We start from the raw sequence: 15,276 nt of genomic DNA on the forward strand, positions 1-15,276 counted from the left end.
CCTCCTCGCTGGTCGGAGCGGCGGTGTCCGGGCAGTCGGCCAGGATCCGCGCCATCGCGTCGTGCTCCGCCTGCGTCACCCACAGCCCGTAGCTGGACTTGACCGAAATCTGGCGTGCGACGTAGGCGCAGCGGTAGGACTTGTTCGCCGGCAGCCAGGTGGCGGCGTCCCCGTCGCTCTTTTTCATGTTGGCGGGGCCATCCACTGCCAGCAGGTTCAGCGGATCATTCGCGAAGGACAGGCGCTGGGCCGCAGTGAGCTGCTGTGCGCCCTTCTGCCAGGCGTCGCTAAGTGCCACCACATGGTCGATCTGGACGGCGGTGCTGGTGGTGTTGCCGCGGAGGAAGTTGATCAGGCTGGCCGTGTAGGGGTCGTTCAGGACACCGGAGAGGACGACGCAGTCGTGGGTACCGGGCTTGAGTGCCACGGCGGCCAGGTCCCGGCGCAGCATGTCATTTCGGGTGTCGCAGCCGTTGCGGTCGACGTCGGCCCAGGCCTGGCCGAACTGGTCGCGCGAGTAGCCGGTCTTCGGCGCCCGGCCCTTAATGGGAAGCGTGGCCAGCACGTCGAGGGCTTTGCTGGCGAAGGCGGGCTGCTGGTTGGGGGCGCCGAGGCCGGCGGCGGTGACCCCGGGGGTGGTCTCAGGGTCCAGCGGCGCTCCGTCAGTGCCCGGAGTTGGGGTCGGCGTCGTGGTCGGTGTGGCGCTGGGCGTGGCGGTAACACTGGCGGCGGGGCTCCCGGGTGCGGCGGCCTCGGCCGGTGCCGCTGCCGGGCTGGCGCACGCCGTGGCGGAGACGAGCAGCAGTCCGGCAAGGCCGGCGGCAATCCAGTCAACCGTCCCGGTGCGGCGGCGTGCCGTGGATGACCGGACGTTGTGTGGCCCGGCGCTGTGTCTTACTGCGCTCTTCAAGTGGTTCCCCAATACGTGCAATTGTGCGGGGAGTATCCCGACCAGTCACACCCTACCGGCGCCAAGGACAACGCGGGGTCACATCGCGCCCATGATGGGGCCCGGGATGGGCGCGAAGTGACCCCGCGTTGCCTTAGTCGGGGGTGCGGCCGGGGTGGGGAGCAGTCAGGGACTTTAGTTCAGCGAGGCGTTGTTCAAGGCATACGGCGGGCGCATCATCCCGGGAGTGTGCCCCTCGGCGGGGTCATTGCCGATCTGGACGATCCTGTTGTCCTGATCCACATGCACCACTTTGGGGTTGTAGGCCTTGGCCTCTTCGGTGGTCATCTGGGCGTAGGTAATCAGGATGACGACGTCGTTCTCGTGCATGAGGTGGGCGGCCGCACCGTTGATGCCGATCACACCCGATCCGCGCTCGCCGGCAATCGTGTAGGTCTCCAGCCGGGCGCCGTTGGTGACGTCGACAATCGCCACGAGCTCGCCGGGAAGAATGTCGGCAGCTTCCAGAAGGTCAAGGTCCACGGTGACGGAACCGACATAGTGGAGGTCGGCGTGGGTGACCGTGGCGCGGTGGATCTTGGACTTGAAAATTGTGCGATTCATAACCGCACCAGTCTAGCGCCGGGGCGCCGGGAGCGCTGTGAGCCAGCGAACACGGCCGCTCAGCCCGCCGGTGCCGCGACGGCGCGGCCGATGGACGCGGAGGTTTCGGCGAGGATTTCCCGGGCGGCCAGGATGGCGGGGCGCTTGGCGCTTGAGCGCCGCACCGACGTGAAGACCGTCCGGTGCGGATCGCCCGGGAGATCGATCAGCAGAGCGGTTGTTCCGCGCCCGGTCCAGACGAGGTCCGGCATCAGGGCCACGGCGTTGCCGGATTCGATCAGCCGGATCTGCGCCTGCAGATCGGCGGTTTCGAACCGGACGTCGGGTTCGAATCCCGCGCTCCGGCAGGCCTGTTCGGCCCAGTGCCGGGAGGCTGCGCCGCGCGGTTCCATCACCCAGGCCAGTTCAGCGGTGTCGGCAAGCGACGTGATGTCAGGCCCGACGGCGGACCGCGGCGGGACGGCCAGGCGGATCGCATCGCTCGTCAGGGCCACGCGGTCCAGCTCGGCGTAGCGGGGGGCCGCGTGGCCGGGGTACTGCTCGGCGATCACGAGGTCGAAATCCCGGGCCCAGGTCTCGTGCAGGGCGGTCTCGGGTTCCCGCTGCGTCATTTCGACCCGGACTTCGGGATAGCTGGCAGCCATCCGGGTCAGGGCGTCGGGCATGAGCGCCAGGGCCGCGGACTGGAAGACGGCCATCCGCACCGTCCCGGTCACGGTAGTCAGGGAGGCTGCGAGGTCGGCCTCGGCCTGCTCCAGCGTTTCCAGCAGCTGAGCCGTGTGCGCCACGAGGACTTCGGCCTGCGGCGTCAACTGCACGCGGCGTCCGGTCTTGCGGAGCAGCTCCACGCCGGCTTCCTTTTCCAGCAGGGCCAGTTGTTGCGAGACCGACGACGGGCTGTACTGGAGGGCCTCGGCCACCTCTGCCAGGGTGCCCCGGATTTTCAGTTCCCGGAGAAGGCGCAACCGCCGGACGTCGAGCATTGTTATTCCTTTGCGAAGCTAACGGTTATTGATTAGGAGAATTCACTTTATCTAATGGAAATTGGCTTGCATACTGTTGGGACTGAGTAACCCCCATCACAGGGTGGATTGATGGGCGCCACACCTAGCAGGAGACCCTGATGAAGACTAAAGACGTGACCACATCGATCATGCGGCGCAAGCCCATTGACGACATCGAAGAAGAAAACAAACACAGCGGATTGCAGAAGAGCCTGGGGCTCTGGCAGCTGACGGCCATCGGCGTCGGCGGCATCATCGGCGTCGGCATCTTCTCGCTGGCGGGGCTTGTGGCCCACGGCAGCGGGGGCGAGCCCGGCGTCGGCCCGGCCGTGCTCGTCTCGTTCCTGATCGCGGGGCTCGCCTCCGCCGCCGCGGCGCTGTCCTACGCCGAGTTTGCCGGCATGATCCCGCGGGCAGGCTCGGCCTACACCTACGGCTATGTTGCCCTCGGCGAGATCATCGGCTGGTTTATCGGCTGGGACCTGCTGCTGGAGTACATTGCCATCGTCGCCGTGGTGGCCATCGGCATTTCGGGCTACTTCGACGCCGCCCTCTCCGGCATCGGCATCCATATGCCCGCCTGGATGACAGCGACGCCGGATGAGGGCACGGGCGGCATCATCAACCTTCCCGCGATCCTCGTCTGCCTGCTGGTGACGTGGATCCTCTCCCGCGGCACCAAGACCTTTGGACGCTTCGAGCTGATTGCCGTCGGCATCAAAGTGGTGCTGATCCTGTTCATCATCGGGCTGGGCATCTTCTACATCAACACCAACAACTACAACCCGTTCTTCCCCAGCGGCTTCGGTCCCGTGGTGGCCGGCTCCGCCACGGTGTTCTTCGCCGTGTTCGGTTACGACGCCATGAGTACCGCGGCGGAGGAGGCGAAGGACGGCAAGAAGAACATGCCGAAGGCAATCATCTACTCGCTGATCATTGCCATGCTGCTCTACGTGGCCGCCACCCTGGTGCTCACCGGGATGCAGAATTACACCGAGATCGACCCCAAGGCCGGCTTCGCCTCCGCCTTCAACAGCGTAGGGCTGCCCGTGATTGCGACGATCATCTCCGTCTTCGCGGTCCTGTCCATCCTCACCGTGATGCTGACCTTCCTTCTCGGCGTCACCCGCGTTTGGTTTTCGATGAGCCGCGACGGCCTGCTGCCGGGCTGGTTCGCCAAGACGGACCGGCACGGCACGCCGCAGCGCGTGACCTGGATCGCCGGCGTCGGGTCGGCAGTCCTGGCTGGCATCCTTCCCATCAAGGCCGTGGCAGACCTGACCAACATCGGCATCCTGGCCGCGTTCGTCGTCGTGTGCTTGTCGGTGATCGTGTTCCGCTACAAGAAGCCTGACGCCCCCCGGACGTTCCGCCTGCCGCTGATGCCCCTGGTCCCGGCGTTCGGTGTGCTGGCCTCGCTGTTCCTGATGTTCCAGCTGCACTGGGAGACCTGGCTGCGGTTCGGGATCTGGCTCGTGGTCGGCCTGATCATCTACTTCACCTACGGCCGCAAGCACTCGCTGTTGAACCCGGACAGCCCGCGGCACGAAGAGATCGTGGAGATGCACCGCCCCCTGGCGTAACCACGCCACGCCCGTTGCGCTATCACTAATGGCTCCCATCCGCAGGTCCTGAGGGCCGGAAGTGATAGCGCAACGGGTTTTAAAGGGCGGGGGCGGTTTCCGGACGTTCGGACGGGAAAGAGAAAACTTTGGATTTTCTAACCAGTATTGCTCAGGAAACATCGCTTTATCTTATGAAAATCCGGTCGCATACTGATTCGTAAGAGGTCCACATTTTGAGAAAGAACGAGTACCAGCCATGACCAACATTTCAGCGGAGTCCGGCGTGATCACCGGCAGCGTCGCCGGGCACCCGGCCGTCTCGGAAGGCTCCCCGGTGCTCGAGGCCGCGGCCCTGGCCGAGGAAACCATCGCACTGGTGCGCCACTGGCTCACGGAAGCAGCCAAGGTCCCCGTCGACGCCTCCGCCGAGCAGCTCGCCGGCGTCCTGAAGGACCCCAACGGCCTGGACTTCACGGTCGGGTTCGTCGACGGCGTCGTCCGCCCCGAAGACCTCCAGGTCGCCGCCCGCAACCTCGCTGCCCTGGCCCCCAAGGTCCCGGCGTTCCTGCCCTGGTACATGCGCAGCGCCGTCCGTCTCGGCGGCGCCATGGCCCCGGTCCTGCCCCAGGTGGTCATCCCGATCGCCCGCCGGGTGCTCCGCGAAATGGTGGGACACCTCATCGTCGATGCCACCGACGCCAAGCTGGGCCCGTCCATCGCCAGGATCCGCAAGGAAGGCATCAAGCTCAACGTCAACCTCCTCGGCGAAGCCGTGCTCGGCGAGCACGAGGCCTCGCGCCGGCTTGAGGGGACCCACAAACTCCTGTCCCGCCCCGACGTCGACTACGTCTCGATCAAGGTCTCCTCCACCGTCGCACCGCACTCGGCCTGGGCCTTCGACGAGGCCGTGGAGCACGTCGTCGAGAAGCTCACCCCGCTGTTCACCCGCGCCGCGTCCTTTGCCGCCGGCGGACAGAAAGCCAAGTTCATCAACCTGGACATGGAGGAATACAAGGACCTGGACATGACCATTGCGGTCTTCACCCGGATCCTGGACAAGCCGGAGTTCAAGAACCTCGAGGCCGGAATCGTGCTCCAGGCCTACCTCCCGGACGCACTGTCCGCGATGATCCGCCTGCAGGACTGGGCCGCCGCCCGCCGCGCCGGCGGCGGCGCCGCGATCAAGGTCCGCGTGGTCAAGGGCGCCAACCTGCCGATGGAGCAGGTGGAGGCGTCCCTGCACGACTGGCCGCTGGCCACCTGGCACACCAAGCAGGACTCGGACACCAACTACAAGCGCGTCATCAACTACTCGCTGCACCCGGACCGGATCCGCAACATCCGGATCGGCGTCGCCGGCCACAACCTCTTCGACATCGCCTTCGCCTGGCTGCTGGCCAAGCAGCGCGGCATCGCCGATACCGCACAGCAGGGGATCGAGTTCGAGATGCTGCTCGGGATGGCCCAGGGCCAGGCCGAAGCCGTGAAACGCGATGTCGGCTCGCTCCTGCTCTACACCCCGGTGGTCCACCCCGCCGAGTTCGACGTCGCGATTGCCTACCTGATCCGCCGCCTTGAAGAGGGCGCCAGCCAGGACAACTTCATGTCCGCCGTCTTCGAGCTCAGCGAGAACGAAGCCCTCTTCGAGCGTGAGAAGCAGCGCTTCCTCGCCTCCCTCGCCAGGCTCGACGACGAGGTCCCGGCCCCGAACCGCCGGCAGAACCGCGCCCTCCCGGCCGCGCCGATGCCGCACGACGCGTTCGAGAACACCGCGGACACGGACCCGTCGCTGCCTGCGAACCGCGACTGGGGCCGTGCCATCCTGGGCCGCGTAACGTCCTCCACGCTGGGCAACGCCGCCGTGGAAGCTGCCACCATCAACGACGCCGAAACCCTCACCTCCGTGATCGACACCGCGGTGGAGAAGGGCAAGGCCTGGGGTGCGCTCTCCGGTGCCGAGCGGGCAGTGATCCTGCACCGCGCCGGTGACGTCCTCGAGGCCCGCCGCGCGGATCTGCTGGAGGTCATGGCGAGTGAGACCGGCAAGACGATCGACCAGGGCGATCCCGAGGTCAGCGAGGCGGTCGACTTTGCGCACTACTACGCCGAGTCTGCCCGCAAGCTCGACGACGTCGACGGCGCCACCTTCGTCCCGGCCAGGCTCACCGTTGTGACGCCGCCGTGGAACTTCCCGGTCGCCATCCCGGCCGGCTCCACCTTCGCGGCCCTTGCCGCCGGCTCCGCCGTCGTGATCAAGCCCGCCAAGCAGGCCCGCCGCAGCGGCGCCGTCATGATCGAGGCACTCTGGGAAGCCGGCGTCCCTCGCGACGTCCTCACCATGGTGCAGCTGGGCGAGCGTGAACTGGGCCGGCAGCTCATTTCCCACCCGGACGTGGACCGCGTCATCCTGACCGGCGGCTACGAGACCGCCGAGCTGTTCCGCTCCTTCCGCAAGGACCTGCCCCTGCTGGCCGAGACCAGCGGCAAGAACGCCATCATCGTGACCCCGAGCGCGGACCTGGACCTCGCGGCCAAGGACGTCGCGTACTCCGCCTTCGGCCATGCCGGGCAGAAGTGCTCCGCGGCATCGCTGGTGATCCTCGTCGGCTCCGTGGCGAAATCCAAGCGATTCCACAACCAGCTGGTCGATGCCGTCACCTCGCTCAAGGTCGGCTACCCCGAGGACCCGGCCAGCCAGATGGGCCCGATCATCGAACCCGCCGGCGGCAAGCTGCTCAACGCGCTTACCACCCTGGGCGAAGGTGAAAGCTGGGCCGTGGAGCCGAAGAGGCTGGATGAGACCGGCAAGCTGTGGAGCCCGGGCATCCGCTACGGTGTCCGCCGTGGTTCCTACTTCCACCTCACCGAGTTCTTCGGCCCTGTGCTCGGCGTCATGACCGCGGACACGCTGGAAGACGCCATCGCCATCCAGAACCAGATCGATTACGGCCTCACCTCGGGCCTGCACTCGCTCAACACCGAGGAGCTGGGGCTCTGGCTGGACACCGTCCAGGCCGGCAACCTCTACGTCAACCGGGGCATCACCGGCGCGATCGTGCAGCGCCAGCCCTTCGGCGGCTGGAAAAAGTCGGCAGTCGGGGCCGGCACCAAGGCCGGCGGGCCCAGCTACCTCCTCGGGCTCGGCGAATGGGTCAGCAAGCCGAGCTCTGCCGGCAGCAACGACGCGGCAGCACCCGTGCACTCCGGCGTCCGCCGGATCGAGGATGCGGCCAAGGACTTCCTGTCCGCCGGCGAGCTGGAAGCGCTGCAGCGTGCACTGGCCTCCGATGCCCTGGCCTGGGCCGAGGAGTTTGGCACGGCCAGGGACGTTTCCGGTCTGAGCGCGGAACGCAACATTTTCCGCTACCGCCCGCTGCCGGTCTCGGTTCGCCTCTCCGAGGGCGAGCCGCCCGCCCACCTGGTCCGGACCGTGGCTGCCGGCGTCCGGGCGGGCTCCGCCCTGACTGTGTCGGCTGCCGTCGAGCTGCCCGCCCGGCTGCGCGCTGTCTTCTCCGGCCTCGGCATTGCCGTCACCCTGGAGAACGACGCCGAATGGCTCGCTTCCGCCGGCACGCGCGCCGCGGCGGGCAAGCTCTCCGGCGCCCGGATCCGGCTGATCGGCGGGGACGCCAGGGCGCTGGCCGAAGCCACGGGCGGCCGCCCGGACCTGGCGGTCTACGTCCACCCGGTCACGGAAGCCGGACGCGTGGAGCTGCTGCCGTTCCTGCACGAGCAGGCCATCAGCATCACGAGCCACCGCTTCGGCACCCCCAACCACCTCTCGGACGCCCTGATCTAAGGCTGCCGGCGGGACTGCGGAGACAACCAGCAAACGAGCCGGACCGCCACCCTTCACGGGGTGGCGGTCCGGCTCGTTAAGTTCAGGGGCCGCTGGGATCGGGACTCAACCGAAGTACCAGCCGGGCGGCACCCACGAGGCGGGCACCGGATGAGCGGAGAAGTCGTCGCAGCCGGAGCAGAAGTACGTGACCTCGCCCGGCCTGTTGATGGAGCCGTCCAGGTGGTGGGTGGCGGGAACAAAGGTCTCGAGATAGATGTACTCGTCGGTGCCGCAGCGTTCGCAGAACGGACTGCCGACGTACTCGGCCTCCGCGAGCGTGGCGGGATGCGGATCGCGGCGTCCCCGGACTGTGTGCTGGGCTGCGGCCCCGCGGTTCACCGTGGGACTCGGTGGCCGCACCACCGTGAGCGCGCGGGCTGAAGCTGCGGCGGGAACGTGTGGGCGGTTTGTGGCTGGCGTCATTGTCGGCCTTCCCGAACGCTGCCGTGCCGCCCCCAAGGGCAGAGGAGCAGGTCAACGTTCGTTTGCTTCGAAGCGTTGCATTGGCCTCTGCTTGACCCTCAACTCTCTCAGGATAGGTCAGGACTCAGGGTGGATCAATGGCTTGCGTAAGTACTTAATCCAAGTAGCAGGGGCGTAAGTACACAAACCGGCGCGTGCCGACGGGACGCAGGCGTCCCGGAACGGGGCGGCTCAGGCCGAGCGCTTCAGGGTGCGCCCCACGATCGACTGGGTGAGGGCCTCAATCACCTCGGTGTTGGCCAGCGGGTTGCGGATCAGCGTGAAGTCGACGTCGCCCACGGAAGGGAGGTCGAAGCGCCGGGTGATGTTCAACAGGTCATCCGGCACCAGGGAGGACGGCATTACCGCCACGCCGATGCCGGCCCGCACGGCGGCGAGCACGCCGCTGATCTGCCGGGTGGTGCACGTGATCCGCCAGGTCCGGCCGGTGGATTCCAGCGCGTCGATGGCAAGCTTCCGGCTCAGGCTGGGGGAAGGGTAGGCGATCAGCGGAACGGACTCGGACGGATCCAGCACCGTCTGTTCCAGGCCCACCCAGGCGAAGGAGTCCTGCTGGACCACCGTGCCCTCCTTCGCGCCGGCCACCCATTTGACGAAGACGAGGTCCAGCTGGCCCGCATTGAGCCGCTTGTAAAGGTGGTCGCTCTGGCCCACCGTGAGCTCCAGGTTGATGTGGGGGTAGACCTGCCGGAACTCCCGGAGGATCCGCGGGAGCCCGGTGATGGCCAGATCGTCGGCCGTGCCGAACCGCAGCCGCCCGCGCATCGCCGATCCGGAGAAATAGCGGGACGCGGAGTCGTGCGCGGCGAGGATGCTGCGGGCAAACCCTGCCATGGCGTCTCCGTTGTCCGTCAGGCGCACGTCGCGGGTGTCGCGGGCCACCAGCACGCGCTTCGCGGCGGTCTCGAGCTTGCGGACGTGCTGGCTCACGGTCGGCTGGGCCAGGCCCAGCCGTTCGGCGGCCTTGGTGAAGCTCAGGGTTTCGGCGACGGCCAGGAAGGAGCGGAGCTGGGCGGGTTCAAACATGCGGCCTCCTGAGCCGTAGGCGCTGGGCGGTGCGGTCTCGCAGCATATTGCGCTTCGTAATGCGAGTTATGCACACAATAAGCTTCCACAATCTGCCGGGGCCAGCTTAGCGTTAAGGCACCCCCGCACACCCGCTCCTTTTAGGACTTTCCGTGGCACCCCCTCCGCCGTTACAGGCCACCATCACCCGGCTCCCGGACACCAGCACCGCACCAGTCGCCGTCGTCAACCAGCCCCTGCCGTGGCGCCACACGTTCATCTCGCTGAAGGTCCGCAATTTCCGGATCTTCGCGATGGGCCACTTCATCGCAGTGGTGGCCCTGTGGATGCAGCGGATCGCCCAGGACTGGCTGGTGCTCCAGCTCTCCGGCTCCGTCACCGCCGTCGGCATCACGGTGGCGCTGCAGTTCCTGCCCTCGCTGTTCCTCGGTCCCTGGGCGGGGATGATGGCGGACCGCTTCGCGAAGCGGAAGATCCTGATGCTGTGCCAGTCGGTGGCTGCGGTGCTGGCGGCAGTCCTCGCGGTCCTGGCCCTGAGCCAGCGGATCGAGGTCTGGCACATCTACGCGATCGCCCTGGCCCTGGGCCTGGTAACGGTGCTGGACCAGCCCGCGCGCCAGGTCTTCGTCAATGAGTTGGTTGGGCCGGCTTACCTGCGCAATGCCATCAGCGTGAACTCCACGGTCTTCCAGCTCGGCGGCCTGATCGGACCCGCGGTCGCGGGGCTGCTGCTCACCGCGGTAGGCGCCGGCTGGGCGTTCGCCGCCAATGCGGTGGCGTGCTGCTCCACGGTGGCGATGCTGCTCACGCTGCGCACGGACCAGCTGCACCTCAGCGCGCCGGCACGCAAACGCAAGGGCATGCTCAAGGAAGGCCTGAACTATGCGCTGAGCAAGCCGACCATCTACTGGCCCTGGCTCATGGCCGGCTTTATTGCCGTGTTCGCGATGAGCCTGCCGGTGCTGCTGGCCGCCTTCGCTGATCATGTGTACGACGTCGGGGCCGGCGGCTACGGCCTCTTGAACGCGCTCGTGGCCCTCGGCGCACTGGCCGGGGCGATCACCTCAGCGCGGCGGCGCCAACTTCGGCTGCGCTCCGTGATGCTCGGGGCCGGCATGTACGGACTCATGCTGTGCCTGGCGTCGCTGGCGCCGTCCATGGTGTGGTTTGGCGCGGCGATGGTGCTGGCCGGGTTCTGGTGCCTGATGTTCCTGACGGCGGCCAACCAGCTGGTCCAGATCAGCTCCAATATGGCCATCCGGGGACGGGTGATGAGCCTGTACATCATGGTGCTGATCGGCGGGCAGGCGATCGGCGGGCCGATGATCGGCTGGCTGGCCGAACACTTCGACCCGCACACCGCCATCCTGGTCTCCGGCGCAGTTCCGGCACTCGCGGCGGCGACGGTCGCGCTCGTGCTGGCACGCCGGGATCAGCTGATGCTGAAGGTGGACCTCAAGGACCGGCGCCGCCTCATGACGATTGTCCGGAAGCGGGCCGGCCGGGGGCGCGGGCAGCACCCGGGCGGGGGTCCTGCGGCCGCGACACGCTAGGTTCCGGGACGGCCTAGTCGCCAAGCGACAGGTGCGGGTACACCGGCTCCCGCTGCTGGAACCGCAGCACATCCGGGTTCTGGACGGCGCCGTCGCGGATTTCGATCGCGCGGCGGATCGTCTCGTTCCCCGCCCAGGCCTCGGGGCCGGACATCACGGTTTCCAGGAACGGCAGCAGTGCTTCGCTGATTTCCCAGCTGGCGGAGTTCCAGAGGTAGGACGGAGTGTGGTCCACTGCGTAGTAGTCGATGTGGTCTCCGACCTTGAACATCGGCTGGGCGAAGGTAGTGTTTTTCGCCCAGCTGAAGCCCATCCCCTCGTCGCAGGACACGTCCACAATCAGGCTGCCGGGGCGGAAAGCGGCCAGGTCCTCGGTGCGCAGGTAGGTGAGCGGCGCGTTGGGGTCCTGCAGGGTGCAGTTGACCACGATGTCGCTCTCGGCGAGGAACGGCGCAAGCGGCACGCGCCCGCGTTCAGTGATGACCTCGCTGAGGTAAGGCGCCTCGCTGTCGTGGTCGAACTGGGCGATCCGGACCGAGTGGATGGGCGAGCCCACGGCGGCGACGCCGCGGTTGGTCAGCACCTGCACGTCGTGGACGCCGTGGGCGTTCAGGGCCGTCACCGCGCCGCGGGCCGTGGCCCCGAAGCCGATCACGACGGCGCTCAGCCGGCGGCCGTAGTCGCCGGTGGATCCGGTCAGGGCCAGGGCATGCAGCACTGAGCAGTAGCCGGCGAGCTCGTTGTTCTTGTGGAACACGTGAAGTCCGAACCCGCCGTCGCTGGCCCAGTGGTTCATGGCCTCGAAAGCGATCAGCGTGAGTTTCTTGTCGATCGCCAGCTGGGTGATGGCCCGGTCCTGGACACAGTGCGGCCAGCCCCAGAGGACCTGCCCGTCACGGAGTTCGGCAAGGTCCTCGGGCTGCGGCTTGGGCAGGAGGACGACGTCGGACTCCGCCAGCAGCTCCGCCCGCGGCACGATGCGCCCCACCAGCGGTGCCAGATGGGCATCTGAGACACCGAAACGCTCGCCGTAGCCCTCTTCCAGGATCAGCCGCTGCCGGAGTTCCGGAGCGATGCGGTCCAGATGGAGGGGGTGAATCGGCAGGCGCCGCTCGTCCGGCTTCCGCGTGCTGGCAAGGACTCCGAGGGTGAGGTGGTTCACGCTGCCGCTCACTTCTTTTTGGGACCCGCCGGCTTGGAGCTGGTGGCCTTGTCCAGGGAGCTGGGCGGCGCTGCCGCGGTCTTTTTCTCGGCCCGCTTTTCCTTCAGGGATTTGCCGGATTTCTTGGATGCTGCTTGACGGGGGGATTTGTCAGCCATGATCGCTCCTGTAGCGGAACCGGAGGGGTTCCTGACTTCGAACCATACAGGTAGGGGCCTAACGGCCCGGGAGGAGCCCGGCGGGCAGAGTTCCGCCTGGAGTCCTGCTGCGGAGTGGAGCGGCTGACGGGAATCGAACCCGCGTATCAAGCTTGGGAAGCTAGCGCTCTACCATTGAGCTACAGCCGCATCGGGACTGTCCAGAATGCTGGACTTGGTCCCGGGGAACAACGAGATTCACCTTACCCCAGCCCCGGGCGTTCGACGAACACGTCGCGCCGGCGCCATCGCGGGCCGTGGACTCCGCCGTTGCCGCGAATGGACGCTAAGCCGCCCGGGAGAGCGGCCATTTGAGTCAGATGGGCGGGGGAGCCAGGATGGCGCGGTGCCGCCAGGAAGAAGTCCAGGAAGAAGTCACGGAGCGGTACACGGCCGGGAGAGTCCGTAACTCTTCGATAAAGGCCCGCCACACGGCTTCGTTTGGCGGGCGCCGCTGCCTATCCTGAAAGAGCTAGCTGCAGTCCCCGGGGATGCGGGCTGCGCCCATCAGCCATCCGCCGAGCAAGGGATTCCGTGGCGTTCGCAGAGTACGACGTCGTCATCGAGCGTGATGCCATGAACGTGTACAACTTCCTGCTGGACGGCGGGAACCTCCCGCGCTGGCGGGCCGGGATCCGCAGGATCGAGCTGGAATCAGGCGCCGCCGGGTCCAAGGGAGCAATCTACCGGCAAACACTCGCCGGGCCGCGTGGCCGCCCCGTCGCCGGCGATTTTGAGATCACCGAGGCCCGGCCGGGGGCCGAGATCCAGTACCGGGTCCTCGTGGGCGAGGCCCGCCTTCACGGCGGCTACTACTTGAGCACGGAAGGCCGGGGCACGCGCGTCCGTTTCGCCCTGGAGTGCGAGCCGCGGGGGATTCTTGCCCGGTTGAGGTCCCCGTACGGCCGGCAGATGAAGGCCGAGGTCCGCCAGCTGGATCGGCTCAAAACGGTGCTGGAAGATCTCCCGGACCGGGAACCGGACCGGGACTAGGCCAGGGAATAGGCAGCCGGGCCGCGGACGGGGGCCGGCCGGGCGGGACCTGGCCCGCTTCCGTAACACTGCCCGCACGCGCTCCGGCTGTGGCCCAGTGCGGTATTTTTGAGACTGTGCTGATCTCAGACCGCGACATTCGTACCGAAATAGACTCCCAACGCATCGTTCTGGAGCCGTTCGACCCTGCCATGGTTCAGCCCTCGTCGGTGGACGTACGGATCGACAGGTTCTTCCGCCTTTTCGACAACCACAAGTACGCCCATATTGATCCGGCCGAGGAACAGCCCGACCTGACCCGCCTCGTTGAGGTCGAGTCCGGCGAGCCGTTCATCCTGCACCCAGGGGAGTTCGTCCTGGGCTCCACGTATGAGACCGTGACGCTGCCGGACGACATCGCCGCCCGGCTGGAGGGCAAGTCCTCGCTCGGCCGGCTGGGCCTGCTCACGCACTCGACGGCCGGCTTCATCGACCCCGGATTCTCGGGCCACGTCACCCTGGAGCTGTCCAACATGGCAACGCTGCCGATCAAGCTGTGGCCGGGCATGAAGATCGGCCAACTCTGCTTCTTCCGGCTCACCTCGGCCGCCGAACACCCCTACGGCTCCGGCGAATACGGCAACCGCTACCAGGGCCAGCGCGGTCCCACGGCGAGCCGCAGCCACCTGAATTTCCACCGCACGGACATCTAGACCCTGCCTGCCCAGGCTGCGGCGATGGAAGCGCAGCTGGGGCAGGCACACGCGGCCGAGCAGCAGGCCAGCAACACCGCAGCTGCCGCGGCGGCCAGGGTGGCCGCGGCCGAGGCCCGGGCCGAGACCCTGAAAAAGGCCCACGACGCCCTCCTGCAGCGCATCGCGCCGGAAACCCCGGACAAGGATGACCGGGGCCAAACGAACCAGCAGCGGGTGCCTCCGGCTCGGCGTTGAGCTGTGCCGAGGGACCCCGCCTGGCTTCCCGGACCGTCCGAGACCCGGGGCCACCGGCAATCAAGAACCGGATGGCCATGCTCTGATGATGCGGGCATGGTCACCACCCGTTCCGCGGTTCGGCCCATCACGGACACTGGAAGCGGATCCAGGCGCTGACGGCTCTGGCCCGTTCTCCGGGGGCGTAAAGGCCAGCTGCCGCCACGCCTAGTTCCGGCTCGACCGAGTCGGGCCAGTACTTTTCTCCCCTCGATCTTCATGCTTCCGAGCAGACCTGGACGTCCGTCGTCGGGCAACCCGGCGGACCACCTCGTGGACAGCCCAGATGGCAGCCGTACCCATGAAGCCGTAGAAGCTGAAGAGCAGTCCGAACAACGCAGACAGGCTGGTGTTGACATCGGTCGTCCGGGTACCGAGCGCTGTGCTTTCTGTCCTGACGGGTAGATCCGACTGAGCGGCATAGGCCCACCAGGACAGGGCGAAAGTCACGGCAAAACCCAGCAACGATATGACGAAGACCCGACGCAGATCCGCTTTGCGGAAGACGAGGTACACGATGACCATAATGCCGGGCACCCAGAGCCCTATCGGCCAATAAGACCACAATCTCTCGACCATCGACGCCCTGTCTGTTCACTAAAATCTGCAACCGGCAAAGACCGGCCCACCATATCAAGGGCCCTGATTTCCGCTGCGCTCCAACCAGTTACCGGGCGTCCGCTTGCGCGGCCGGCTGTGGGGTCCAGTGCTGTCCGTCGCAGGGCTCCGGCCCGCCCTGGCCCTTCCTCACGTCTTCGACGTTTTCTGGTTGCTGTCCTCCTCCGGATTCTAGGCGTCCGCTCCACCCCGTCTAGCCCCGGTCGTTCCTCCCGGTGCCTGCGGTGCAGGAAATGTCCTTCCGGTGCTCCTGCGTCGCTGATTTCCTTGAGGGAATTTCCGGCCCCTTGCCCTGCGGGTAGACAGGGCTCCGTCGGCCGCCGAGCAAGCGAGCTTGCCAGCAACCAAAAAAC

At 67.1% G+C, this 15,276-nt stretch carries 13 protein-coding genes, 2 tRNA genes and 1 pseudogene; 7 read left to right on the forward strand and 9 right to left on the reverse strand.

Annotated features, from left to right (window positions below; genetic code table 11):
* The 3 genes from BJG92_RS04510 to BJG92_RS04520 all read right to left on the reverse strand — a co-directional run.
* Positions 1-910: HNH endonuclease family protein (locus BJG92_RS04510; protein ID WP_232082830.1), on the reverse strand; the 910-nt coding region annotated here is incomplete at its 3' end.
* Between the two features lie 174 nt (positions 911-1,084).
* A complete protein-coding gene (panD, locus tag BJG92_RS04515; protein ID WP_232082831.1) occupies positions 1,085-1,513 on the reverse strand; it encodes an aspartate 1-decarboxylase in 429 nt (142 codons plus the stop codon).
* A 59-nt stretch (positions 1,514-1,572) separates the two neighbouring features.
* The gene (locus BJG92_RS04520) at positions 1,573-1,773 is read right to left on the reverse strand and encodes a hypothetical protein (RefSeq protein ID WP_232082832.1); all 201 of its coding nucleotides are present in this window, start codon (positions 1,771-1,773) and stop codon (positions 1,573-1,575) included.
* Positions 1,774-1,779: 6 nt separating this feature from the next.
* Here BJG92_RS04520 and BJG92_RS04525 point away from each other — a divergent pair.
* Positions 1,780-1,860 (forward strand) — tRNA-Arg (locus tag BJG92_RS04525).
* Positions 1,861-2,367: 507 nt separating this feature from the next.
* On the opposite strand, the pseudogene BJG92_RS18595 reads toward BJG92_RS04525, so the two are convergent.
* A pseudogene (locus BJG92_RS18595) lies at positions 2,368-2,496 on the reverse strand (LysR family transcriptional regulator); the annotation flags it as partial.
* A gap of 140 nt (positions 2,497-2,636) precedes the next feature.
* On the opposite strand from BJG92_RS18595, the gene BJG92_RS04535 reads away from it, so the two are divergent.
* Together BJG92_RS04535 and BJG92_RS04540 are read left to right on the forward strand one after the other, a co-directional pair.
* Entirely contained in the window at positions 2,637-4,100 is a 1,464-nt protein-coding gene (locus BJG92_RS04535; protein WP_232082834.1) for an amino acid permease, read from the forward strand.
* Positions 4,101-4,338: 238 nt separating this feature from the next.
* Positions 4,339-7,881: a bifunctional proline dehydrogenase/L-glutamate gamma-semialdehyde dehydrogenase gene (locus BJG92_RS04540; protein WP_232082835.1), complete on the forward strand. Its 3,543-nt coding sequence runs from the start codon at positions 4,339-4,341 to the stop codon at positions 7,879-7,881.
* Between the two features lie 105 nt (positions 7,882-7,986).
* On the opposite strand, the gene BJG92_RS04545 is transcribed toward BJG92_RS04540, so the two are convergent.
* Both BJG92_RS04545 and BJG92_RS04550 read right to left on the reverse strand, forming a co-directional pair.
* The gene (locus BJG92_RS04545; protein ID WP_232082836.1) at positions 7,987-8,346 is read right to left on the reverse strand and encodes a hypothetical protein; all 360 of its coding nucleotides are present in this window, start codon (positions 8,344-8,346) and stop codon (positions 7,987-7,989) included.
* A gap of 231 nt (positions 8,347-8,577) precedes the next feature.
* Positions 8,578-9,432, reverse strand: a complete 855-nt coding sequence (locus tag BJG92_RS04550; protein WP_232082837.1) for a LysR family transcriptional regulator — start codon at positions 9,430-9,432, stop codon at positions 8,578-8,580.
* Positions 9,433-9,584: 152 nt separating this feature from the next.
* Between BJG92_RS04550 and BJG92_RS04555 the strand changes: the two genes are divergently transcribed.
* A complete protein-coding gene (locus tag BJG92_RS04555; protein WP_232082838.1) occupies positions 9,585-10,985 on the forward strand; it encodes an MFS transporter in 1,401 nt (466 codons plus the stop codon).
* Between the two features lie 13 nt (positions 10,986-10,998).
* Here the strand turns inward: BJG92_RS04555 and BJG92_RS04560 are convergent, their stop codons facing one another.
* The 3 genes from BJG92_RS04560 to BJG92_RS04570 form a co-directional block, all read right to left on the reverse strand.
* Positions 10,999-12,147 (reverse strand): N(5)-(carboxyethyl)ornithine synthase, encoded by a 1,149-nt coding sequence (locus tag BJG92_RS04560; protein ID WP_374199756.1) that lies wholly within the window; start codon positions 12,145-12,147, stop codon positions 10,999-11,001.
* An 8-nt stretch (positions 12,148-12,155) separates the two neighbouring features.
* Positions 12,156-12,305, reverse strand: coding sequence for a hypothetical protein (locus BJG92_RS04565; RefSeq protein ID WP_232082840.1), 150 nt, complete (start codon positions 12,303-12,305; stop codon positions 12,156-12,158).
* Between the two features lie 115 nt (positions 12,306-12,420).
* Positions 12,421-12,494, reverse strand: a tRNA-Gly gene (locus tag BJG92_RS04570).
* A 384-nt stretch (positions 12,495-12,878) separates the two neighbouring features.
* On the opposite strand from BJG92_RS04570, the gene BJG92_RS04575 reads away from it, so the two are divergent.
* The 3 genes from BJG92_RS04575 (at position 12,879) to BJG92_RS04585 (ending at position 14,266) form a co-directional block, all read left to right on the forward strand.
* Positions 12,879-13,337, forward strand: coding sequence for an SRPBCC family protein (locus BJG92_RS04575; RefSeq protein ID WP_232082841.1), 459 nt, complete (start codon positions 12,879-12,881; stop codon positions 13,335-13,337).
* Between the two features lie 116 nt (positions 13,338-13,453).
* Entirely contained in the window at positions 13,454-14,029 is a 576-nt protein-coding gene (gene dcd, locus BJG92_RS04580; protein WP_232082842.1) for a dCTP deaminase, read from the forward strand.
* A gap of 24 nt (positions 14,030-14,053) precedes the next feature.
* Entirely contained in the window at positions 14,054-14,266 is a 213-nt protein-coding gene (locus BJG92_RS04585; protein ID WP_232082843.1) for a hypothetical protein, read from the forward strand.
* The last annotated feature ends 1,010 nt before the right edge of the window (positions 14,267-15,276 follow it).

Origin of the sequence: Arthrobacter sp. SO5 (assembly GCF_020532805.1) — a bacterium.
Taxonomy (GTDB): Bacteria; Actinomycetota; Actinomycetes; order Actinomycetales; family Micrococcaceae; genus Arthrobacter.